Genomic DNA, 22,384 nt, shown 5'->3' on the forward strand with positions numbered 1-22,384 from the left:
GTCACTTGTCTCCTGTCCTGCCGGGGCTGCGACGGCCGCGCCGGACCTGCCGGTCCGAGCGCTTCGGGCGCCTGGGCTCGGTGGTGTTTCCGGCGGGGCGGCCGGACTCGCTGGCCGCGTCGAGCGCGCGGGCCAGAGTGGACACGGTCGGGTGCTCGAACAGCGCGGTGATGGGCAGTTCCCTGCCGATGGCGGCAACGATCCTGCTGTGCAGCTTGGCCAGCGCCAGGGAGTTGCCGCCCAGGTCGAAGAAGGTGTCGTGGACCGAGATCGAGGGCAGCCCCAGAACCTCCGACCAGAGTGCGGCGACCTTGCGTTCGGTGTCGGTGCCCGGCGCAACGTGTCCGACGTCGCCGACGAGGTCGGCGCGCTCGGGGCGCGGCAGAGCTGCATGGTCGACCTTGCCGCTGGTGGTGAGGGGCAGTGCGGCCAGGGTCACAACGGCGTCCGGCACCATGAAGTGGGGCAGCTCCGCCCGTGCGCGGCGCAGTAGTTCGGCGCTTGCGGGGGCGCGGTCGCCGCGTGGGGTCACGTAGGCGACGAGGGCAGGCGAGCGCTGCGGGTCCCCGGTGACGGCCGCATGGGCGACCTCCGGCTGTTGCTGGAGGAATTGCTCGATCTCGCCGGGCTCGATGCGGTATCCGCGCAGCTTGAGCTGGCGGTCGGCGCGCCCCAGGTACTCGACGGAGCCGTCGGGCATACGGCGGCCCAGGTCACCGGTGCGGTAGACGCGCAGCGGCCCGCCGTCCAGCTCGATCGTGCGAAAGCGCTCCGCGGTCAGCTCGGGCCGGTGCAGGTATCCCTCGGCGAGACTGTCGCCCGCGAGGTAGATCTCGCCGACCACACCGCGCGGGACACGCCGCGCGGCCTCGTCCAGCACGAGCATCCGTACCCCGGCGAGCGGACGGCCGATGCAGTTCAGCGGGGCGGTGGTGCCGGCCAGGTCCATGATGTGCTCGGAGGAGGCGACGGTGTTCTCGGTCGGACCGTAGGAGTTGAGCACCCGGTAGGGCAGCCCGGCCGGCAGGCGCTGGGAGAGCGCGGCGCCGCCGATGCCCAGCCAGCGAAGGCCGCGCGGTGTCGTGGTACCGGTGCTCCACATGGCCTCGGCCAGCGCCGTGGCGCAGAACGCCGCGGTCACGCCCTTGGCGTCCAGCCACGCGCCGAGCGTGGAGGGGGTCACGGGCTCCTCGTGCGGGACGAGACAGGCGCCGTTGGCCAGGGCCTGCCAGACCTCCAACTGGGTGGAGTCGAAGCTCACGCTGAGCAGCTGGGAACAGCGGTCCCCGGCCCCGACGCCCATGGTCGAGGCCGCGGAGCGCACCAGGTTGGCGAGGCCGCCGTGCCGGACGGCGACGCCTTTGGGCTTGCCGGTGGTGCCGGAGGTGTAGATGACGTAGGCACGAGCGTCCGCGGACCAGTCGGGCAGGTCCTCGGCTCCTTCCCCGTACTCGGCGCCCTCGACGTCCGTCAGATCGGCGACGTCGAGGACCGTGGCCGTCCCGGTCGCCTCCGGCGCGGTCCCGCCCGAAGTCAGCAGCACATCGGCGCGCACGTCGGCGAGGACGTACTCCTGCCGTGCGGCCGGCCAGGACGGGTCGAGCGGGCAGAACGCGGCTTCGGCGAACCAGGCGGCCAGCATGGCGACGACGAAGTCCTCGCCGCGTTCGAGCAACAGGGCGACCGTGGGCTCCTCGTCCGACAGGTGCGGCCGGATGACCGCGGCGAGCGCGCGGGCGCGGCGCACGAGGCCGCCGTAGCCGAGGGTTCCGCGGGTGCTCTCGACAGCCGGGGCGTCGGGGCGGATCCGGGCCTGGTGCAGGACGAGCGCCGGGACGGTCGTGACGGGTCCCGGCGGAGGGCCTTGTTCCCAGGCGCGGATGCGCTCCGCCTCCTCGGGCGAGAGCAGGTCGACCGCGGCGACGGGCGCATCGAGGCTGTCGGGCATGCGATCCAGCAGTGTGGCCAAGGTGACGGCCAGGTGCTCGACGTCCTCGCGGCGCAGCAGGCTGCCGTGGTAGGACATGCGGCCGCGCAGTTCCCTGCCGTCCAGGACGAGCGCGACCGTCAGGCCGAGCTTGCCGGTGTAGGCGGCGTCCTCACCGTCGAGCGCGACGGCGCTCAGGGTGCGTCCGCCGAGGGTGCGGGGACGCGCCGCAGCCGTGCTGAAGGACAGGGATACGTCGCCGTAGGGGGTGCGGCCGGGCCTGCGGGACGGATTGAGCCGGTTGATGACATCCTCGAACGGAACCTCGCCGTGTGCGAACGCCTCCAGCGTCTCGTCCCGCATCGCCTCCAGCATGTCGCGCAGCGTGGCGCCGGGGCGGAGCCGGGAGCGCAGCGGCACGGTGTTCAGGCAGGGCCCGAACACGTCCGCGAATCCGCTTCGTCCGCGGTTGGTCATGGGAGCACTGATCACCACGTCGTCGGTGCCGGTACGGCGGTGCAGCAGGACAGACAGCGCGGTGGCCGCCGTCATGAACGGCGAGATGCCGTGCGCCTCGTGCAGGATGCGCAGTCGCTCGCCCGCGCCCTGCGGCAGCGCCATGTCGACCACGCCGTGCGGGGCGGGTTCCTCGGGCGCGGGCAGCTCCACGTACACGGGCGCGTCCTTCAGCCGCTCCTGCCAGTGGGCCAGGGACGCCTCGTACCGGCCGCTGGCGCGGGCCGCGTCCTGGGCACGGACGAAGTCCCGGTACTGGGGCGGCGGTACGTCGCCGGAGAGCTCGACGAGGTAGGCCGCGACGGCGTCCGCGAGGCGCGCGGCGTCGGCGGCGGACACCCGGTCGCCCCGGTGGGAGAGCACGGCGCTCAGCTCGCCGTCCTGTTCGGTCACGGTCAGCGTGGCGCCGAACTTGACCTCGCGGGTCCACAGCAACTCGGGGAACACCGGCCGCAGTTCGGCGTCGCCGAGCACCGCGCTCCGGTCGCCGCGCAGGTTCATGTTGAGCACGACGTCTGTGTAAGGTGCGCTGCCCGCCGTCTGTTCCGGCCGGAGCCGGGCCAGCACCTCGTCGAAGGGGGCCCGGGCGTGCTCGAAGGCGTCGAGCACCTCGGTGCGCATGGCGGTCAGGGTGTCGTGGGCGGTGGCGTCCGCGGCCGCAGCCGAGCGGAGCACGACGTGGTTGAGGCAGGGGCCCAGCAGGTCGGCCGACGCGGTGTCACGGATGCTGGCGGGAACGCCGAAGGTCAGTGCCGGCATGCCGGAGCAGCGGTGCAGGGCCGTTGCCAGGGCGGCTGCCATGATCATGAACCAGCTTGCGCCGTGTTCGGCCATGACCGGTCGCAGCCGGCCGAGCAGGCCGTCGGGCAGGGTGATCCGGACTGCTCCGTCGGCCTCGGGCCGCTCGGGGGCGGGCAGGCCGAGCCTGGACGGCCAGCCTTCGAGCCGGTCCTGCCAGAAGGCGAGGTCGGCGTCGCGGCGGGCGTCGCCGGGGAGTTCGGCGGCGGTGTGGGCGCGGTACTGGAGCGCGGGCGGCGCGGAGGGCACCCCGGCAAGACTGTCGCGGTAGCAGCGCTCCAGCTCGCTGATGAGGACGCGTACGGACTCGCCGTCCACGACGAGGTGGTGTACGCAGAGCATGAACGCCGTGCCGCGCGGCCCGCAGTCGGCGACGGCCGCGCGCAGCAACTGTCCGGCCGCGAGATCGAAGGGGCGGCCGGCGGCCTCGTCGAGCCACCGGGCGGCGGCTTCCTCGGGGCCGTCGCCGTCCTCGGCGACGAAAGACCGTACCCGCGGCCACCATGGCTGCTGGACGACCTGGCAGACGGTGCCGCCCCGCACCCGGAAAGCGGTGCGCAGGATCTCGTGCCCGGCGACCAGGCGGGCCAGTGCGTCCTCCAGGACGGTGATGTCCAGGTCGCCGGTGACGGTCCAGCCGAGGGAGACGTGGGCGGGCGCGCCCTGGCCCATCTGCTCCGCCAGCCACATGCGGCGCTGGAAGCCGCTCGCGGGCGACTCGTCGTCGGCCACCGCCCGTTCGGTGTCGGCCCCGGCGGGGCGGGGCTCCGCGTACGCGGCGGGCACGGCGGGGGGTACCGGCTCGGGTCGTACGACGGGGGCCGGAGCGGAGGGGGTGGGGTCTGGGCGGCCGGCGGCCGCGTCGATCAGGTTGGCGAGGTCGCCCAGCCGCGGCGTCTCGAACAGCGTCTTGATCGGCAGGTCGGCGCCGAACCGCTCGGCGATCTCGCCGATGAGGCGGACGACGAGCATGGAGTGCCCGCCGAGCCCGAAGAACGAGTCGTCCTCGCTCACGGCAGGCACGTCGAGCAAATCGCACCACACGGCGGCGAGTTCGGCGGCGGTGCCGGCGCGGGGCTCGCGCCGAGCGGGGGCGGCCAGCGCGGCCGTCTGCGCGCGCAGCTCCTTCACGTCGACCTTGCCGTTGACCGTCAGCGGAATGGTCCGCACGACGTGGAAGAGCGAGGGCAGCATGTACGAGGGCAGCCGCTGCGCCAGATGACCGCGCAACGCCTCCGCGGTCAGGGCGCGTTCGCTCTGCACGACGCCGACGAGCCGGTCGTCCTCGGCGAACACGACCGCGTCGGAGACGTCGGGGTGGTCGCACAGGACGGTCTGCACCTCGCCCGGCTCGATGCGGTAACCGCGCAGTTGCACCTGGGAGTCGGCGCGGCCGATGAACCGCAGGGAACCGTCGGGCAGATACGCGGCCAGGTCGCCGCTGCGGAACAGGGTGCCGTCGCCGAACGGCGAGGGCACGAAGCGCTGGGCGGTCAGCTCGGGCCGGCCCAGATAGCCTCCGGCCACTCCGTCACCGGCGACATAGATCTCGCCGACGGCACCAACGGGCAGCAGCCTGCGGCCGGTGTGCCGGTCGAGCAGGTAGAGGCGGGTGGTGGGGATGGGGGTGCCCACCACGCTCGTGTCCGTCTCCATGTCGGAGCGGGTGACGGTGTGCACGCTGGCGTGCACGGTGGTCTCGGTGATGCCGTACATGTTGACGAGGCGGACGTGCGGGAATCGTTCCGACCACTCGGTCAGCATCCCCGGGCGCAGCGCCTCGCCGCCGAAGACGACGCAGCGCAGGGCGGACAGTCCGTGCGGGGTTGTGGGCCGCAGGCCGAGCAGGCGGCGGAACGCGCTCGGCGTCTGGTTGAGCACCGTGACGCGCTCGCGTTGGAGGAGGTCGTAGAAGAGGCCGGGGTCCCGGGTCTCGTCCTCGGAGACGAGTACGACCCGGCCACCGTGCACCAGGCCGCCGAACAGCTCCCACACGGAGAAGTCGAAGGCGTAGGAGTGGAACATCGTCCACACGTCGGCGGTCGTGAAGGAGAACGGCAGCCGGTCGTTGTCGAGCAGACGCACCAGGTTACGGTGGGTGAGCACGACGCCCTTGGGACGGCCGGTGGTGCCGGAGGTGTAGATGCAGTACGCGGGTGAGTCCAGCGGCACGGACGGGAGCGCGGTCTCCTCACCGGTGGGCGTGGCGAGCAGCGCGTCCAGCCCGAGTACCGTCCCGTCGAAGTCACCGCCGACGCCCGCGGAGGGAGCGAGCGCGAGGCGTACACCGGAGTCGGACAGGATGAATGCGCGGCGCTCCGCGGGGATCGCCGGATCGATGGGCAGGTAAGCGGCACCGGCCAACAGCGTTCCGAGCATCGCGCGCACCTGGTCGGCGCCGCGCGGGAACAGCAGCGCGACCAGCTCCCCCCGGCGTACGCCCGCGGCCAGCAGGCCCCGGGCGACGGCGCGGGCGTCGGCCATCAGGTCGCCGTAGCCCACGGTGACGTCGCCGTCGGTGAGCGCCGCGGCATCGGGCCGCCGGTCGGCCTGACGCGCTATCAGCTCGTGGGCGGGCGTCTCCTCGTACGACGCCTCGGTGGCGTTCCACACCTTCAGCTGGACGTGGCGCTCCCCCTCCGAAAGCGGGTCGATGCCCCCCACCTCGCGCTCGGGGCGCTCGGTCAGCTGCCGTACGGCCGTGACGTAGTGCTCGGCCATGGCGGAGATCTGGTCGTGATCGAAGTACAGCCCGTTGTAGACGAGATGGCCGCGGTAGCCGTCCCCGTCGGGCTGGAGGGCGAGGTGCAGGTCGTACTTGCCGCGGCCCCCGGCCGTGTCCACGACGTGCGCGAGGGTGCCGTCCGGGCCGGGAAGGGGCGCCGCGGCGGGTAGGTAGCTGTAGAGCACGTCGAAGAGCGCCGTACGGCTCATGTCCTTGGACGGGTCTACGGCGCGCACCAGTTGGTCGAACGGGGCGCGGTCGTGGGTACGGGCGTGCTCGGTCTCGGCGGCGGTGTGGGCGACGAGATCGGCGAACGACTGCTGGGCGCGCGGGCGCAGGCGTACGGGCAACAGGTTGCTGAGGGGGCCGACGACGTGCCGGTCCCGCTCGTCCCGTCCGGCGTGGGACAGGCCGAGCACCATGTCCTCCTGTCCGGAGTACCACTGGAGCAGCGCCGCGAAGGCAGCGAGGGCGACCTCCGGCACGTCGGCGCCGAGCCGGTCGGCGGCGGCACGCAGTCCGAGGCCGGGCGGGAGGGTGAACTCCACCGACCGCTCCGCGTAGACGTGGACGGCGTCACGGGTACGGCGTTCGGGGAGCCGCAGCGGGTCGGCCGGCGGCCGGAGCACGGCGGTACGGGCGTCGAGGTGAGCCCGGTGGGTGTCCGCGACGTCGGCGTCGAGCCAGTTCCGGTAGCTGCTCGGCAGGGGTGCCCGGCCGTCCGGTCCGGCGAGGATCTGTTCGGCGACGGTGAGCAGGGAGGCGCGGTCGACGACGGCCTGGTGTCCGCTGAGGGCGATCCAGCCGCCCGGGGTGTCCGCGTCGGGCTGGACGGCAACCCGCAGCAGCGGTCCGGCGCTCAGGTCGAACGGCTCACGGCTCCAAGTGGTCAGGGCGTCCGGGACGGACCGGTCCCGGCCCTGGCCTTTTGCGGCGGGCAGCCACTCGGGGACCACGGCCATCCTGGACCGCACGTGCTGGACGGGCCGGCCGTCGACATCGAGCAGTTCGGTGCGCAGCGCCTCGTGGGCGGTGACGACGGCGGCGACGGAATCGGCCAGCCGGGCGCGGTCCGGAAGGGCGTCCAGGCGCAGGAACAGGGGCAGGTTGTGGTAGATGGGCGCGGCCGGGTACAGGTAGCCCGTCTCGAAGCGGTCGACGAACCACATGCGTTCCTGGTGCGCGGATGCAGGGCGGGTGTCCTGTGCGGCGGGGGCCGCCCTGTCAGGATCCGACGGCCGCTCGGCCGCGGCGGTACCGCGCGGCTGCGCGTAGTGGGTGTCGAGTTCCTTGAGCAGGATGTTCTCGCATTCACCGTCCCACAGCAGGTGGTGCAGGCAGACGAAGAGCACCTGTCCGGCGTCGCCGAGTTCGATGAGGGCGGCGGTCAGCAGTCGGCCCGTGGTGAGGTCGAAGGGCTCGTGCGCAGCGGTGCGGATCCAGGCGTTGAGGGCCTTGTCGGGGTCGGGGTGGCCGCTCAGGTCGACCCGCTCCACGTGCGGGGTCCACGGGGCGCGGACGCTCTGCGTCAGCTCGCCGTCCACGTCGTGGAAGGCGGTGCGCAGGATCTCGTGGCGGGTGATCGTCGCGGCCAGCGCCCGGGTGACGGCGTCAGCGTCAAGGGGCTCCTCGACGCGCCAGGCGAGGGGCACGTTGTACGCCGCCGGGTCGCCCGCAACGCGTTGGGCGAGCCATATCCGGCGCTGGAAGCTGGAGGCAGGGAAGGTGTCCACGGCCGGGACAGTGGCCGGGGCGGTTTGCAGCACCGGGACAGTGGCCGGGGCGGCCTCGGCGGGACCCGCGGGCAGGACATGGGTGGTGAACTCCGCGAGCCGCGGATGGTCGAACAGGGTGCGGATACGGGCCGGCGTGCCCGGGAAACGGTCCCGCACCGCGGCGACCAGCGTCTCCGCCAGCAGCGAATGTCCGCCCAGCTCGAAGAACGAGTCCTCGTCACCGACGGGCCCTGAACCGAGCACCGCCTGCCAGACCTGGGCCATCTCCCGTACCCGCGCGGCGAGTTCGGCCGAACCTGCCGGAGCCTCGGCGGGTCGGGCAGCCGTGCCGGTCCGGACGGGCGTGCCGGAGGCAAGGACCTCGGCGAGGGGCGCATCGGGGTCAGCCGCGATCACGCGCAGGATGGACAGGTAATCCTCTGCCATGGCGCGCACCACAGTGGCGCCGAGGGAGCCGGCTGGATCCTTCCACAGCAGATGGGTGCCGCAGCTGTCCTGCCGGACCATGAGGGCGAGGCGGAAGCCGGCGGTGCTCTCCATGTCCATCAGGCTCAGCCGTGCCTCGCCGTCTCCGTGGCTCAGCCGGACATCGTGGACATCGATGTCACCGTGGAGACCGGCGTGCCAGTACTGGAAGACGGCTTGGTGGGTGCGGCGCTGCGCCTCGGGGCCGGTAAGTCCGGCGGCGCGCATGATGGCAGGCAGAGGCAGGTCGCCGTGGGCGAGGGTCTCCTTGACCCGGCCGCGCACCCTGGCCAGCAGGTCGCGGTAGCGGTCGTCGGCGCGGACCGGGACACGGACCGGCAGGGCGTTGACGAAGTAGCCTACGCGCTCGCGCACTTCGGGCAGATCCCGGCCGTGGTACGGGAGGAACGAGAGCACGTCGGCGCTGCCGCTGTGACGTCGCAGCAGCGCAAACCACGCGCCCATCAGCACGGTGACGAACGACATGCCGGAGTCGGCGGCGCGCTCGCGCAGCGCGGCGGCGAGGTCCGCGGGCAGGGCCTCGCTGAGGACGGTGTAGCGGGGTTCCTCCTGTCCCTCGGGCAGGGTGAAGTCACCGCCGCCGTCGCCGAGGGTCTCCTTCCAGTAGCGCCGGTGCTCCTCCCCCTGCGGGCCGTCGGCGAGGTCGCGCGTATGGGCGGCGAAGGCGGCGAGCGCGGGGGCATGGTCCTCGCGCGGAAGGTCCTCGCCGCGGTAAGCGGCGCGCAGCGCGTCCAGGAACAGCAGGACGGAGGCGCCGTCGTGGACGAGGTGGTGCACGGCGATCAGCAGGACCGTGTAGTCCGGGCCGTCGAGGAGGTCGACGCGGGCGAGCGGGCCGCGTCGCAGATCGAACGGGGTCTGCCAGGCCGCTCGGATCGCGCTGTCGCGGTCCTGGTCCGTGCGCGTGCGGCGGACGGAGATCTCCGGGGCGCCCGACCAGTCGAGAACCGGTCCGTCCGTTCCCGGGCGCACGCGTGCGCGCAGCTGCGGGAACGCCTCGGCTGTCTCGGCGACCGCGCGGCGCAGCCGGTCGGCGTCCAGGGTGCCGGTCACCTCGAAGGGGATGGGAATGATGTGGGTCCACTGCTCGGGGTCGAGCTTCCAGGAGACCCACATCGCCTCCTGGCCTACGGTCAGCGGGACGTGCTGGGTTGGGGTGATCATGCGATGTTTCCTTCGATGCCGCCACCGGGGGACGGGAGCGGGTTGTTGTCGGCGGTGAGGAATGCGTATGCGGTGCCGGACATCCAGGCGGAGGCGACCGCCTCGACGTCCGGTCCGGGCGGACTCTGGAGCCGGCTGAGCAGATCGGTCACCCGCTGCCGGGCGGCGGTGCAGAAGACGTCGGCCAGCGCCTGAGCGCTGTCGTCTCCGGCGGCTGCGAGGGTGGAGGCACGGGCGAGCGTGAGGGACACGCCGAGGATCTCCCGGGCGATGCCGGCGAGTTGGATGAGAGCCCTCTCCTTGGCTTCGAGCTCCACCCGGTCGGGGTGGCTGCGGGCCAGGCCCAGACAGGTGCGCCCGAAGGCCCGGGTCTGCTCGGCCGCCCAGCGCAGATGGCCGAGGTTGCGGTCGGTGAGGACCGTGCCGGTGGTGTCCAGGGGGACCTCGTCCCCGTGTTCGAGCTCCGCGGCGTGGTCCGGCTCGGGGTAGTAGTACGAGAGGATCGCCAGCCGGCCGATCCAGTTGTCGATCTGGAAGTCGACGCCGCCGGAGATGCGCAGGTTGCGCAGGTCCCGCAAGAAGCGTTCCACGGGGACTGGGGGCGCGCCGCGCAGCCGCTTGCTGGGCGCGGTCTCGTACCCCTCCCCCGCCAGCAGGGACATGGCGTCCTCGGCGACGCCCCAGGCGAGGAGGGAGGAGGCGTTCTTGACGGCGTTCTGCTCGAAGCGGAGGTTGAGGCCCCGGCCCTGGTCCTCGGGGAGCAGACACCACTGGGCCATGGTCTCGATGGCGAAGGTGTTGGCCAGGCTCTCGGCGAGCCGCCGCCGGATCTCGTCGTATTCCGCCAACGGCCGCTCGTCGATGACGCGTCGGGCGGCGAAGTCGCGCATCCAGCCCACGCACAGCCGGGCGACGGCCAGCGACGGGGCCGCGATCAGATGCATCCTGCCGCGGCCGACGAGCCGGGCGGTGGCGGGGGTCGCGCGGACGACGTGGCCGATGTCCCGTTCGACGAGCATGTGGGCGCCGCGGACCCGTACGTCCTTGAACTCCAGCCAGCCGTTGGGGAATCCCTTGATGCCCATGTACGTGTGCCAGCCACCGCTGGTCACCCCGGGACTGTCGGTGCGCACGAAGAACATCCGCACCCGGTCGACGCCGCCCTCGTGAACCGTGGCGGAAACGCTGACCACCTCGGCGACGGGCGCGTGTCCGACGAAGACCTTGCTGCCGTTGAGCAGATAGTCGTCGGTGCCCTCGATGCGGGTGGCGGTGGTGAACCGGCGCTGATTGGCGGCTCCTTGGGGTTCGCTGTCCGCGCTCGCGGAGCGGGCTCCCCGGCGCACCACGTCGCTGAGGAGTTCGCGCAGCGGGCCTTCGCCTGCCACGGCCAGGAACGCCCCGGCGCCGAGCGCGTTCTCGATGGCGAGGGACAGGGCCACCGGGGTGCTGTGTGCGGCGGCCGCCGACACCATGCGGAAGGTGTTGTAGTGGGACAGGGAGTGGCCGCCGAGGGCAGGGTCGGCCTGAAGCGCGAAGTAGCCGCGCCGGCCGAGCTCGTCGAGGAATCCGTCGGGCAGGGCGGCCCTTGTGTCGACGTCGTCGGGGTCGACGCGCTCGCGCACGAGGGCGGTCAGCTCCTCGGTCAGCTTGTCGCCGGTTGCAGCGTCCACCGGGTCCTGCACGGGGAAGTCCCGGACGAGGTCCCAGCGGAAGCGGCCCTGGTACAGCTCCTCCAGGAAGCTGACGCGGTCCGGATCGCTGGTCGCATTGCGTGTTGCCGTTGCCAAGGGGGTTCCTTAAGTGTGGAAAGAGGGCTGCCCGGCCGGGGAAGGGCGGTGCGGGATGAGCGGCACTCGGGGCCGGGTATGGGGGCAGAAACGCAGGAAGGACAGGGTGCGGGGGGCGGTCCGGTGCTGGGGCGGTCAGAGGGCGCAGCGCATCAAGGCGTCGGAATCCACAGGACGAAGACGGTGGGGTGGCTCTGCCGGAGCGGGTGCTGGACCCGCCTCAGCCGGACGCCCCGCGGCCGCGGTTCGACGGAGATCGACATGCCTCACTCAGGCCGCGATCCTCACGTTTTCGGTTCGTTCACCCTCCGGCCGGCTTCAGCTGTGCCGCCACGAAAGCCGCCAGCCGGTCGAGCCCGGTCTCGATCTCCTGCGGGGTCAGCGTGCTGCACGACAGTCTCAACTGGTGGCATCCGCCCTGGGAATCCGTGTAGAAGTGCCGCATGGGGGTCCACAACACGCCGTGCTCGCGGGCGGAACGTTCGAGCAGCGCGTCGTCGACGGTGAAGGGAAGCGTAAGGACCACGAAGAATCCACCGGTCGGTGTGTTCCAGCAGACCTGCGGGCCGTCGCTGCCGGAGAAACGGTCCCGCAGGCCGTCGAGCAGCAGGTCCAGGTTTCGACGGTAGACAGCGATCGGCCTCGCGTTGGCGCGGGCCAGGCTGAAGTCGTTCTCCAGGAGCTGTCCGGCCACGACCGCCTGCGTGAGCGGTGAGGTGTTCACCGTGACCATGCTCTTGATCTTCGCCAGCTCATCGGCGAAGAGGCCGGAGTCCCGGCCGTCCCCTGTCACTCGCTGATCGGCGACGACGAAGCCGACCCGGGCACCGGGGAGCGTGGTCTTGGCAAAGGATTCGAGGTAGACCACGCGCTGTTCACGGTCGAGAGCCTTCAGCGTCGGCAGACGGTCGCCGCGCCCGGTGAAGAGGCCGTAGGGATTGTCTTCCACCAGCAGCAGGTCCTCCTCCCCTGCCACATCGAGCAGCCGTCGGCGCGTGGCGACGTCCAGAGTGATCCCGGTCGGGTTGGAGAAGTCGGGCACGACGTACAGGCACCGGGGGCGCAATCCCAAGCGCCGCGCACTGCGCACCTGGGACCTCAGATCGTCCAGGTCCACGCCCAGCGGCCCGGACGCCACCGGCAGCACCCTCATTCCGGCCAGCCGCGCCGCGCCGGTGAAGCCCATATACGTGGGGGACACGGCCAGCGCGACATCCCGCTCGTCCCGGCACAGGGCACGCACCACCAGGTACATGGCCTCCTGCGCCCCGACGGTGACCACGATCGACTCCGGGTCGACGACGATCCCCTCATCGGCCTCCAGGTACCGGGCGATCAGCTCGTGCATGATTCCCTTCGTACGCCCGTACTGGAAGAGTGCCCGCACGATCTGCTGTTCGCTGCGGCCCAGTTCGGTCGCCAGGAATTCCTGGTACCGATGCAGGTGGCCGACGAGGTCCCTCACATCGTAGAAGTCTTCGACCGGGCGTCCCGCGGCGAAGGAGATGGCGTCGGGGTAGCGGCCGGCGACCTCGTTGAGGAAGGTGAGCGAGTCGAGGAGCGGTTCGCCCAGTGCGGTGTTCAGGTCGGAGATATCCACGTACCCACTCTCCGGCGGCGGCGGCACGGCGTCATTGGTGATGACCACCGTTACGTCTGTGGAGTTCGGTCAAGGGGCCGTACGCGTTCCAGCCGAGCGCTTGAAGGGCTTCGGGCAGCGTCGCGGAGGCGGCCGACGACACCTGCAGGCTGACCGTGCCGCTGGGCGTTCCCATGGCGTGGTCGAGCACGATGTCCTCGACGTTCACCCCGGCCGCGCTCACATCCGCCAGCAGACGTGCCAGCGCGCCCGAGTTGTCCCCGACGACGACATGCACCTCCGCGAACGACTGGTGCGGTGAGCCGTGTTTGCCGGGGAGTCTCTCGTGTCCCGCACGCCCCCGGCCGAGGATGTCCAGCAGGGACACCGTGGCCTCCTCCCATGCCTGCGGGAGCATCGACGGGCAGGAGGAGGCCACGGCGAGCAGCGCGGACGTCACGCGCTGGAGATCCACGGCGATCTCGCCGAGCACGCCGGCGACGGCCCCGGCGTTGGAGACCAGGATGTCGGCCCAGAGCCGAGGGTCGCCCCCGGAGATCCTCACCACGTCCTGCAGGCCCTGGCCCACGAGCATCATCTCGGTCTGGCCCAGGTGCTCCAGGCGCGCGGCAGTCAGGGCGGAGATCAGATGCGGTGTGTGGGACACGAGGGCCATGGCCCGGTCGTGGGCGTCGGCCGCCATCACCACGGGCACGGCGCCGCACAGAGCGATCAGTTCCCGGACCAACCGTTCGGTCACCGCCGAGGTGGTCCGGGTGGGCGTGATGATCCACGGCCGCCCCTCGAAGAGGCCGGGCTTCGCGGCCCAGGGGCCCGAGCGCTCACGTCCGGCCATCGGGTGTCCGCCCAGATACGAGGACATGTCACACCCTGCGTCCGAACTGGCCTGTTCCACAGCCTCCTTGACGCTGGAGACGTCGGTGTAGGCCCGCGCCGCTCCGGCGGCCTGCGCCGCGGCCAGCTCGGTCGCCATCTGGGCAGGTGGAACCGCGACAACGGCCAGGTCGACGGGCCCGCGCGGCTGCTCCACCGTGCCGGCGCCGAGTGCTTGCGCGGCCAGGGCCGCAGAGGGGTCGGTATCCCGCAGGTGGACCTTCACGCCCTGGCTGCTGATGGCCAGTGCCACCGACGTCCCGATCAGTCCGGCCCCGATGACCAGCACCGTCGTGAGTCCCGCGGGAGGCGATGGCGTGCTCCCGTCCTGCGCGTCGCCGATGGCCAGGTTCGTGGCAGCCATCACCGTTCCAGCGCTTTGGGACGGCCGGTGAGCGCCAGCGGGAGGCTGCTGTAGCCGCGCAGGAACGTCGAGTACACCGCTTGGGGCTCGCCGGTCTGCTCGATCGAGTCGACGGTGTTGACCAGTGTGTTCAGCACCGCGGTGATCTCGGCGCGGCCGAGGTAGGCGCCGAGGCAGTAGTGCGGTCCGTGGCCGAGTGACAGGTGCTTGTTGGGTTTACGGGCGAGGTCGAAGTCGCCGGGGACGGGAAACACCGACTCGTCGCGGTTGGCAGCGATGGTCCACGCCGTGACCAGATCTCCGGCCCGGATCAGCTGACCGCCGAGATGGACGTCGGCCCTGGCGGTGCGTCCGATGTGCATGACCGGAGTCGACCAGCGCAGGATTTCGTCGATCGCGGTCGACTGCGAGACACGGGCTTCCTTGAGCGCCCGCCACTGCTCAGGTCGTCGGGCGAACTCCAGCAGGGCGCTGACCATCGCCAGCCGACTGGTGTGGTCACCGGCGAGGATGAAGCCGTAAATATTGACGATCACTTCGTCGTCCGTGAGCGGTTCACCGTCGACGAGGCAGTTCACCATGACACTTACCAGGTCGTCCTGCGGATCGGCCCTTCGCTGCTCCATCAACTGCATGCAGTGCAACAGCAGTTCGTTGCGTGCGAGCCAGGCGTCCTCCTCTGTCTGGCCGACCTCGTCGGAGCTGAGCGCGTCGCGGCTCAGCTCCAGCAGCCGTTCGTGGTCTTCCGGCGGAAAGCCGAGCAGATCGCAGATGGTGCCGATGGGAATCGGCTCGGCGACCTCCTTGGCGAAGTCGAATTCGCCGATCCCGATCTTCGCCCCGATCAGGTGGTCCGTTCGCTCCTGGAGGCGGTCGGCGATCAGCGCGCGAATGCGGGGCGTGAACGCCTTGAGGAAATTGGTCCGCAGGGCTTTGTGCCGTGGGTTGTCGGTGAGTGCGAGTATCTTGGCCGGCCGCCGGATCGCCGCCGGCCTTCAGTAGCGAGGGCAGCATGTTTCCAGGAACGGAGCTGAACCGGTCGTCGCTGAACAGCGACACCACGTCCGCATACCGTGACAGCACCCAGAACGCCGGACCGAACGACGTCTTCGGGTGACGCCAGACGGGTCGTTCGGCACGTATCCGCCGCCATGTCTCGTCCATGTCGAGCCGTACGAACGTCGCGGGGTCGGCAAGGTTGACCTCACTCAGGTCAGCCGGGACCCCTGTCTGCGTCACGGTCACGACGAGATCTCCTTCAGGGACTTGGTGAGCATGGGGCCGATGACCGAGAGGGCCTGCGGGGTCATCATGCGCAGATGGTCGACGGGAGCGACCTGTCGGTCGATCCGGCCGGTCACATAGGGTTTCCAGTAGTCGGCGAGCCCTGAGGGCTCGCCGTCCGCGCCGGTCGCCTCGACGAAGAGCAGGTCGCCGTCGAAAGCGGCGGGCGTGGCCCCCGCGTTGAGCGTGAGGTTGTTCGACGTGATCTCCAGGACCGCCGCGACGGTGCGCTCGTCGAGACTGCTGATGATTCCCGGGCGTTCCCGGAGGATCTCCAGTACCCGCGATGGCGGGAGGGGCCCGTCACCGGCTTCCAGCCGGAAGGAGTCGATCCCGTCAAAGGCCAGTGTCAGCAGCTCACGTGAGGTGACAGCGCGGTGTGTGCCATGCAGCCGGTCATAGCGGGAGTCCAGGACGCCGAGGAAGGCCACGTCCTCGCCCTGCTCCTGCAGTCGGACCGCAAGAGAGTGGGCGACTGTCCCGCCGAAGGACCAGCCGGCCAAGTGGTACGGTCCGGTGGCCTGGATCCTGCGGATCTGGCCAAGGTAGTCCTCGGTCATCTCGGCCAGTGTCGAAGGCAGCTTCGCTCCCCCCGCCAGACCTCGGGCCTGCAACCCGTACACCGGGTGATCGCCGGGTATATACCGCAGCAGGCCCGAATAGCACCATGCCGTGCCGCTGCCCGGATGCACGCAGAACAGCGGTGCGCGGCTGCCCGCGGAGCGGAGCGTGAGTACGGGACCCAGGGCCCTTTCGCTGTCCTGCCCGCCGTCGAAGAGCAGCCTGGCGAGCCCTGCGGCCGTCGGCGCGTCGAGCAGGCTGCGCATGGACAGCCGGACGCCCAGGACGGCGCGGATGTGACTCACCAGCCGGGTCGCAAGCAGGGAGTGCCCGCCGAGGTCGAAGAAGCTGTCGTCGATGCCGACCCGCTCGGCGCCCAGCACCTCGGCGAACAGCGTGCACAGGATCTGTTCCTGAGCGGTACGCGGGCCACGGTACAGAGCGGGACCTTCGAAAATGGGTTCGGGCAGGGCCCGGTAGTCCAGTTTGCCGTTGGGAGTCAGCGGGAGCTCATCGATCCTGACGAAGACCGAGGGCACCATGTACTCGGGCAGCTTCGCGGCGAGGAAGTCGCGAAGACCGGTGCTGTCGGATGTGGTTCGTCCCACCACATAGGCGACGAGCCGTTTGTCGCCGGGACTCACCTCACGGGCGACCACGGCGACATCGGAAAGATCCGGATGGGACGCGAGCACCGACTCGATCTCGGGCAGCTCGACCCGGAAACCACGGATCTTCACCTGGTCGTCCAACCGGCCAAGGAACTCCAGCGTCCCGTCGGCGGACGAGCGGGCCATGTCTCCCGTGCGGTACATCCGTGAGCCCGGCGGCCCGAAGGGATCGGGCACGAACCGCTCGGCGGTCAGAGCCGACCGGCCGTGATAGCCACGTGCCACTCCTGCCCCGGCGATGTACAACTCGCCGGCCGTGCCGGCGTCCACCACGGCGAGCTTCGCGTCCAGGATGTACACCCGAACGCCGTCGAGGGGCAGCCCGATAGGGACGCTCGCTCCGACAGCTTCGGCAGAGTTCAGCTTGTGGTGGGTCGCGAACAGCGTGGTCTCCGTCGGGCCGTACATCGCCCGTACCGCAGTGTTCGGGCAGTGCTCGAGCACCTTGCGCACCGCTGCCGGGGAGACGACGTCACCGCCGGTCAGGACCTCGCGCAGACCGGCAAACACTTCGGGTGCCGCTTCGGCCACCACCCGGAACAATCCGGCGGTCACGTGAAGTCCGGTGATCCGCTCAGCAGCCAGGGTCTGTGCGAGCGTCGCGGCGTCGAGGCCGGTGGTCGCGGCGATGACGGTGGTGCCGCCGTGCAGCAGTGGCACCCACGCCTCGTAGGTGAAGACGTCAAAGGCATAGGGGGCGATCATCAGCACGCGGTCCCGGTGCCCCGTGGCGAACAACGGGTCCGTCGCAAGCGCGACAACATCCCCGTGCGTCACCCCGACTCCCTTGGGCAAGCCCGTGGAACCGGACGTGAACATGATGTATGCCAGCCGGTCCGGATGGCTCGCCACCGCCGGATCGGTCGCCGGCAGTCCGTCCACATGCGGGTCGTCGTCGACGACGACCGTGGTGTGACGGCCGGCGGGCAGAGGTGATGCGCTCGTGGCCCGGTCGGTCAGCAACACCGGCACCCCGCTCGTGCGCAGGATCCATTCCATGCGTTCCCGAGGGAAACCGCTGTGCAGCGGCAGATACACGCCCCCCGCCTTGAGCACGGCCAGAATCGCGACCACGACATCCGTGGTTCGCTCCGTTAGGATCGCCACCGGCGTCTCCGGCACGACCCCGAGCCGGAGCAGCCGATGGGCCAGTCGGTTGGCCGCCTGATCCACTTCCTGGTAAGTCAGTTCCCGGCCCGCCGAGCGAACGGCTACGTCATCCGGTGACCGGGCCGCCTGGGCCGCGAAAGCCTCGTGCACCGATTTCGCGTGTTCCGCAGCCGGTGGTGCTGCAAGCAGAGAAGTCATCACATGGCCACCCATCTGTGGTCGTTCAGCAAGCGTTTCCAGGGTGTTGGGCCCGGACTGCGCGTGTCATCCGCGAAAACCGCATGGTTACGTCGCCCCGGTTGTATCCGGCGTAACTGCGGTCATTGCCGATGTTCGAGGTGCGCGACGTCGGGGACGTTGGTGCCACCGACGCTCCTGTGCCTACCGAATGGGAGAAGCCCGCAGTGAATCCGTTTGACGATCCGGACGCCATGTTCCTGGTGCTCGTGAACGACGAGGGGCAGCACTCGCTATGGCCCGACCTCCGCGAGGTGCCGGCAGGCTGGCACGTGGCGCACGAGAAGGACTCGCGGGACGCATGCCTGACATACGTCGAGCAGAACTGGACCGACATGAGGCCCACGAGCCTGGTCACCGCAATGGAGAAGTCCGGATCATGACCGATACACATACGCCTGCGGCGCTCCTCGACGACTTCCTGACCCTGGCGGACGACAGCTGTGTGGCCGTGCTGCCACACGTACTGCGGATCACGGCCCAGCTCGGCATCGCCGAGGTCATCGCGGCAGGAATCTGCTCAGCGCAGAAGATCGCCGCAGAGACCGACACCGACCTCGCCGCCCTGCGCCGTCTCCTGCGGGCATTGGCGTCCGTAGGTGTGGTCGACGAAGAGCGACCGGGTCTCTTCCGGCTGACCGCGGCCGGGCACCGGCTGCGGGCCGACGCCGAGAACAGTGTCCGCGAGTCGATACTGAACACCGATTCACAGCGCGCCTGGCTCGGTGCCCTGGAGACCTTCCGCACCGGACGGCCTGTCTTCGACAACACCCACGGCGCGGAATTCTTCGAGCACAAGGACGCCGACATGCAGGCGAATCGTGCCTTCCTTCGGCGGATGCGGGAGCGGGCGGGACGGTTGTACGGGCAGTTCGTCACCGTGCCCGACTGGTCGCAGTCCGAGACTGTCATGGACATCGGTGGCGGCGACGGCTTCGTCATCGATCGCGTACTGCGGGAAGCAGGACACCTCAAGGGCATTCTCTTCGACCGGCCCCCGGTCGTCGATGGGGTCAGGGAATACCCGCACTTGGTCGCGCTGGGCGAGCGAGTCCGGCTGGAAGGGGGCGACTTCTTCGAAGGGCTGCCGGAGGGGGCGGACACGCACTTGCTCTGCGGTGTGCTGCATGACTGGACCGACGAACAGGTACTCACGATCCTCAGCAACAGCAGGGCCGCACTGCGTCAGGGAGGGAGGCTCATCATCATTGACATGGTTCTGCCTCCCGACAACCGGTGGCATCCAAGCATCTGGAGCGACATCTCCATGATGGTGCTCATGAACGGCCGAGAGCGCACGGAGACCGACTTCGAGAACCTGCTGCGGCAAGCCGGCTTCGCGATGTCCTCGGTGACCCCTGTCCCCCATTCCTACTTCTCGCTGGTCGAAGCCAAGTGAGCCCGTTTCACGAGAGCGAATCGATCAAGGCCCACCCCGCTGTGCTCGGAGCGAGCACCGGGGACGAATTGGCGGACGACTCGGTGAGGCCTTTGAAGATGCGGGTCTTCGGGACGACGGTCGCCTTGCACGGGGCACGGGAGCTGCCGTTGGGCCCGCCGCGCCATCGCGCGCTGCTGGGACTGCTGCTGGTACGGCTGGGACAGGTCGTCCCCGTGCCGCAGCTCATCGATGAATTGTGGGGCGACCGTCCGCCTCAGCGCCCGACGGCCACCCTGCACACGTACATCAGTCATCTGCGCCGTGCGCTCAGCCTGAGCGCGGGGCCGGAAGGTGCATCGACGCTGGTGCGCTATCAGGCGCCCGGCTATGTCCTCACACTCAGCCCGGAACAAGTGGATGCCTACCGGTTCGAGCGGCTGGTGATCCAGGCTCGGCGCGACATGTCGGCGAGGGACTACCGGGCGGCCCGCGACCGGCTCACCGCCGCGCTGGCATTGTGGCGGGGCGACCCCTACCTGGATCTCGTCGACTACGCGCCGATGGCCGAGGAGAGCGCCCGGCTGGAGCAGACGCGGCTGACCGCGGTGGAGCTGCAGGCAGAGACGTACCTGGCACTCGGGGAGGATGATGCCGTCGTGGCGCGGCTGTACCCGGAGGCTCAGCGGTATCCGATGCGCGAGTGCTTGATCGGATATCTGATGACCGGTCTGTACCGGCTGGGACGGCAGTCCGACGCGCTGAGGTTGTTCGAGCGCACGCGCGCCCATCTGGCGGATGAGCTGGGTGTCGACGCCGGCGCCGAACTCCAGCGGATCCACACCTCCATACTGCGGCAGGACCTGACGTTCGGCGACCACGCCGCCGTGCACGTGGGCGTGCGCGAGGAAAGAGTCGATGCGGTGCCCTTACCGCTTGCTGAGGCCCCGACGGGTGGCGACCGCGAGGAGGCCGTGACCTCCGGCTCGCACACATGGCCGGTCACTTTCGGTGAGCAGGCAGAGTCAAGCGAGGGGGCGCGAGTTCCGCACAGTCTGCAATCGTTGCCGTTCGTCGGCCGGAACTACGAACTGGCTGTGCTGACGGCCTGGGCGAGCGCCGCCTTGTCCGGCGAGGGCGGTCTGGCGGCCGTGACGGGTCAAGCCGGGATCGGCAAGACCGAGCTGACGGCGGAAGTCGCGCGGGGGGTACGGGAGGCCGGGCGGGAGGTGATCAGTGTCTCCTTCCGCAGCGAGAACGGTCCCGCCTACGGAATGTGGGCCCCGGTCCTGCGGCGGCTGTCCACCTCACGCCCCGAGGCGTTCCGTGCGGCCGGGGCACGGTACGGTCGTGTGCTCGGCGGACTCCTGCCCGCCTTGTCACTGGGCACGGCGCAGGCTGTGCCGGACGAGCAACCGCCCCCGCAGGCGCCGTTCCTCGTCGAGGACGCGGTGTGCTCCGTCCTTGCCTCGCTGGCCAGAGAGCAGCCTCTCCTTCTCGTGCTGGACGATCTGCAGTCGGCGGACTATTTCTCATTGAACCTGCTGCACCTGCTCGTGTGCCGTCTCCCCGACGTGCCGCTGGGCATCCTGGTGACCAGCGCCGAACCAGGCTCAATGACCGAGAGCCCGTCGCACGCGGCGCTGAAGCAGGTGTTGGGTCACACCCGGGCGTGGACCTTGCGGCTTGGGGGCCTGTCCGAGCACGCGGTCGCGGCCTTGGTCGCCGCCCAGGTCGAGGCCGACGTGGAGGCCGAAGCGATCCTGGCACTGCACAAACGCAGTGAGGGCAATCCATACGCGCTGCGGCAGCTGCTGTCCCTGGCCTGAGAAAGCCTGACGTCTCAGCATCCTGACGCCGTGCGGGGAGAGATCGCCTGCGAGAGCCGCTCCAAGGGGACGGACGAGTCCCGAAGAACACGTTCAAAAGTGCCGGCGAGCTCCGGGCTCAGCGGGAATCTGGTCTGTTACGCGGACGACTTCGTCGTCCTGGTCATGGGGAACAGGCAGGACGCTGAGGCACAGCGCGTGGAGAATGCCGGCACGAAAGCGCACCGAGCCCACGTCCCAGAGGTTGCATGTCTCCCGACGAGACCATCACTGATCACCTCGGTCTCATCCCCGACCACGTGCCCCGCGCGGCGGCCTGGCTCGGCGATGGCTCGCTCGTCGCCGATGAGACCATCGTCGATGGCCTCAGAACGCGGTCGAAGCCTTCCGCGCGCTCCTGCGGGGAGAGAACACCGGCAAGATGCTCGTGCGCGCAGGGGCCGCGTAGGTAGCCCTCTGGCCCATGCTGCACTCACCTCACGCCGTGTTCGGCGGAGTGAGGTACGCGGCCCGGATCGTGTCGTTGTCGAGCATCTCGGCGACGGTGGCCACCCTCTCCTGCGACGACATGCAGCGTGGCGATGAGTCCCGCCCTATTACACCGACCCGGGTGAGCCCCGCCGTGTCGACCGCGGCGCGCCGGCGTTCCGGTATGCGTGCGTAGCCTCACCGGCACCTGCGTGAACACCTGCCCCGACGGGCGCCATCGGCTGCATCTGACATCCCCGACCAGAGCCGGCGGACAGCGGTCGCGGCGGGCGCGAACTCGGGACTCGGCCTCGCCACGGCAGGCGAGTGGGCGCATCACGGCGGCGCCATCATCCTCGCGGGAAGCTCATCGGAGCCGATCGTAATCCGTCGCCTGTTGTTCTGGGCCCGACAGACCCATCCCGCCATGTGTCGCACTGCAATTGTCGCCGGTCACCGTGGAGTGAGCACGACAAGCCGTGCGGCAAGGGTTGTCAGGGCCGTGGCCTGGGCATTCCGCGCACCTGAGCGGCTACACCAGGTGGCGCGAACCCACCCCGCAGCGACCTCACCGCGTCGAGCGGTGATGCGCCGCACAGCCTCCGGTACGCACACCTGCGCAAGAACGTCCGCACCTCGATCCCGGATCCGGAAACGGCCGAGGAGCCGGACCTGTATCCATCGGCAGTGGCCTCCTCTCCCCCATAACAATGGTGTTGTACCTGCGTTTCCGGCGGCTCGCGGCCTGGTCGACCGCCGACCGTATGCCGACCGAGCTGGTCACCAATGTCCTCGAAGCCGCCGCCCGTAGCTGGGGCGGCGGCCTTTCACAGGACGATCTTGCGCGGCGGCACGGAGCACAGTGCG

Annotated in this window: 10 protein-coding genes and 2 pseudogenes; 6 read left to right on the forward strand and 6 right to left on the reverse strand. The window is 70.3% G+C overall.

The window, feature by feature from the left end:
- Nucleotide 1: 1 nt before the first annotated feature.
- From M2163_RS01125 to M2163_RS46545, 5 genes are all read right to left on the reverse strand, one after another.
- A complete protein-coding gene (locus M2163_RS01125) occupies nucleotides 2-9,352 on the reverse strand; it encodes a non-ribosomal peptide synthetase (RefSeq protein ID WP_280892888.1) in 9,351 nt (3,116 codons plus the stop codon).
- Complete coding sequence (locus M2163_RS01130) at nucleotides 9,349-11,142, reverse strand: acyl-CoA dehydrogenase family protein (RefSeq protein ID WP_280892889.1); 1,794 nt, start codon at nucleotides 11,140-11,142, stop codon at nucleotides 9,349-9,351. The genes M2163_RS01125 and M2163_RS01130 overlap by 4 nt, the downstream gene beginning before the upstream one ends.
- Nucleotides 11,143-11,443: 301 nt before the next feature.
- Complete coding sequence (locus M2163_RS01135) at nucleotides 11,444-12,742, reverse strand: PLP-dependent aminotransferase family protein (RefSeq protein ID WP_280892890.1); 1,299 nt, start codon at nucleotides 12,740-12,742, stop codon at nucleotides 11,444-11,446.
- A 31-nt stretch (nucleotides 12,743-12,773) separates the two neighbouring features.
- Nucleotides 12,774-13,979: a prephenate dehydrogenase gene (locus tag M2163_RS01140; protein ID WP_280892891.1), complete on the reverse strand. Its 1,206-nt coding sequence runs from the start codon at nucleotides 13,977-13,979 to the stop codon at nucleotides 12,774-12,776.
- Complete coding sequence (locus tag M2163_RS46545) at nucleotides 13,979-14,614, reverse strand: cytochrome P450 (protein ID WP_348542148.1); 636 nt, start codon at nucleotides 14,612-14,614, stop codon at nucleotides 13,979-13,981. Before M2163_RS46545 ends, M2163_RS01140 begins: the two co-directional genes overlap by 1 nt.
- 3 nt (nucleotides 14,615-14,617) lie before the next feature.
- Between M2163_RS46545 and M2163_RS46550 the strand changes: the two genes are divergently transcribed.
- A complete protein-coding gene (locus M2163_RS46550) occupies nucleotides 14,618-15,013 on the forward strand; it encodes a hypothetical protein (protein ID WP_348542149.1) in 396 nt (131 codons plus the stop codon).
- A 207-nt stretch (nucleotides 15,014-15,220) separates the two neighbouring features.
- Here M2163_RS46550 and M2163_RS01150 read toward each other — a convergent pair whose 3' ends face one another.
- Nucleotides 15,221-17,818 carry an amino acid adenylation domain-containing protein gene (locus M2163_RS01150; protein ID WP_348541518.1) on the reverse strand — a complete coding sequence of 866 codons (2,598 nt, stop codon included), beginning with the start codon at nucleotides 17,816-17,818 and terminating at the stop codon, nucleotides 15,221-15,223.
- A gap of 191 nt (nucleotides 17,819-18,009) precedes the next feature.
- Here M2163_RS01150 and M2163_RS01155 point away from each other — a divergent pair, with 191 nt between their 5' ends.
- The 5 genes and pseudogenes from M2163_RS01155 to M2163_RS01175 form a co-directional block, all read left to right on the forward strand.
- Complete coding sequence (locus tag M2163_RS01155) at nucleotides 18,010-18,225, forward strand: MbtH family protein (RefSeq protein ID WP_280855148.1); 216 nt, start codon at nucleotides 18,010-18,012, stop codon at nucleotides 18,223-18,225.
- Nucleotides 18,222-19,241, forward strand: coding sequence for a methyltransferase (locus M2163_RS01160; RefSeq protein WP_280854951.1), 1,020 nt, complete (start codon nucleotides 18,222-18,224; stop codon nucleotides 19,239-19,241). The genes M2163_RS01155 and M2163_RS01160 overlap by 4 nt, the downstream gene beginning before the upstream one ends.
- Entirely contained in the window at nucleotides 19,238-21,049 is a 1,812-nt protein-coding gene (locus M2163_RS01165; RefSeq protein WP_280892892.1) for a BTAD domain-containing putative transcriptional regulator, read from the forward strand. The genes M2163_RS01160 and M2163_RS01165 overlap by 4 nt, the downstream gene beginning before the upstream one ends.
- Before the next feature lie 314 nt (nucleotides 21,050-21,363).
- Nucleotides 21,364-21,497: pseudogene (locus tag M2163_RS01170) on the forward strand (NADP-dependent oxidoreductase); the annotation flags it as partial.
- 240 nt (nucleotides 21,498-21,737) lie between these two features.
- Nucleotides 21,738-21,878, forward strand: a pseudogene (locus M2163_RS01175) (short-chain dehydrogenase); the annotation flags it as partial.
- Nucleotides 21,879-22,384 lie beyond the last annotated feature (506 nt).

Origin of the sequence: Streptomyces sp. SAI-135 (assembly GCF_029893805.1) — a bacterium.
Taxonomy (GTDB): Bacteria; Actinomycetota; Actinomycetes; order Streptomycetales; family Streptomycetaceae; genus Streptomyces.

What these genes read in the sequence shown, in the direction of transcription:
- M2163_RS01125 (WP_280892888.1), bottom strand. Translation starts at nt 9,352, where the DNA reads ATGATCACCCCAACCCAGCACGTCCCGCTGACCGTAGGCCAGGAGGCG.
- M2163_RS01140 (WP_280892891.1), bottom strand. Translation starts at nt 13,979, where the DNA reads ATGGCTGCCACGAACCTGGCCATCGGCGACGCGCAGGACGGGAGCACG.
- M2163_RS46545 (WP_348542148.1), bottom strand. Translation starts at nt 14,614, where the DNA reads ATGCAGTTGATGGAGCAGCGAAGGGCCGATCCGCAGGACGACCTGGTA.
- M2163_RS01150 (WP_348541518.1), bottom strand. Translation starts at nt 17,818, where the DNA reads ATGGGTGGCCATGTGATGACTTCTCTGCTTGCAGCACCACCGGCTGCG.
- M2163_RS01160 (WP_280854951.1), top strand. Translation starts at nt 18,222, where the DNA reads ATGACCGATACACATACGCCTGCGGCGCTCCTCGACGACTTCCTGACC.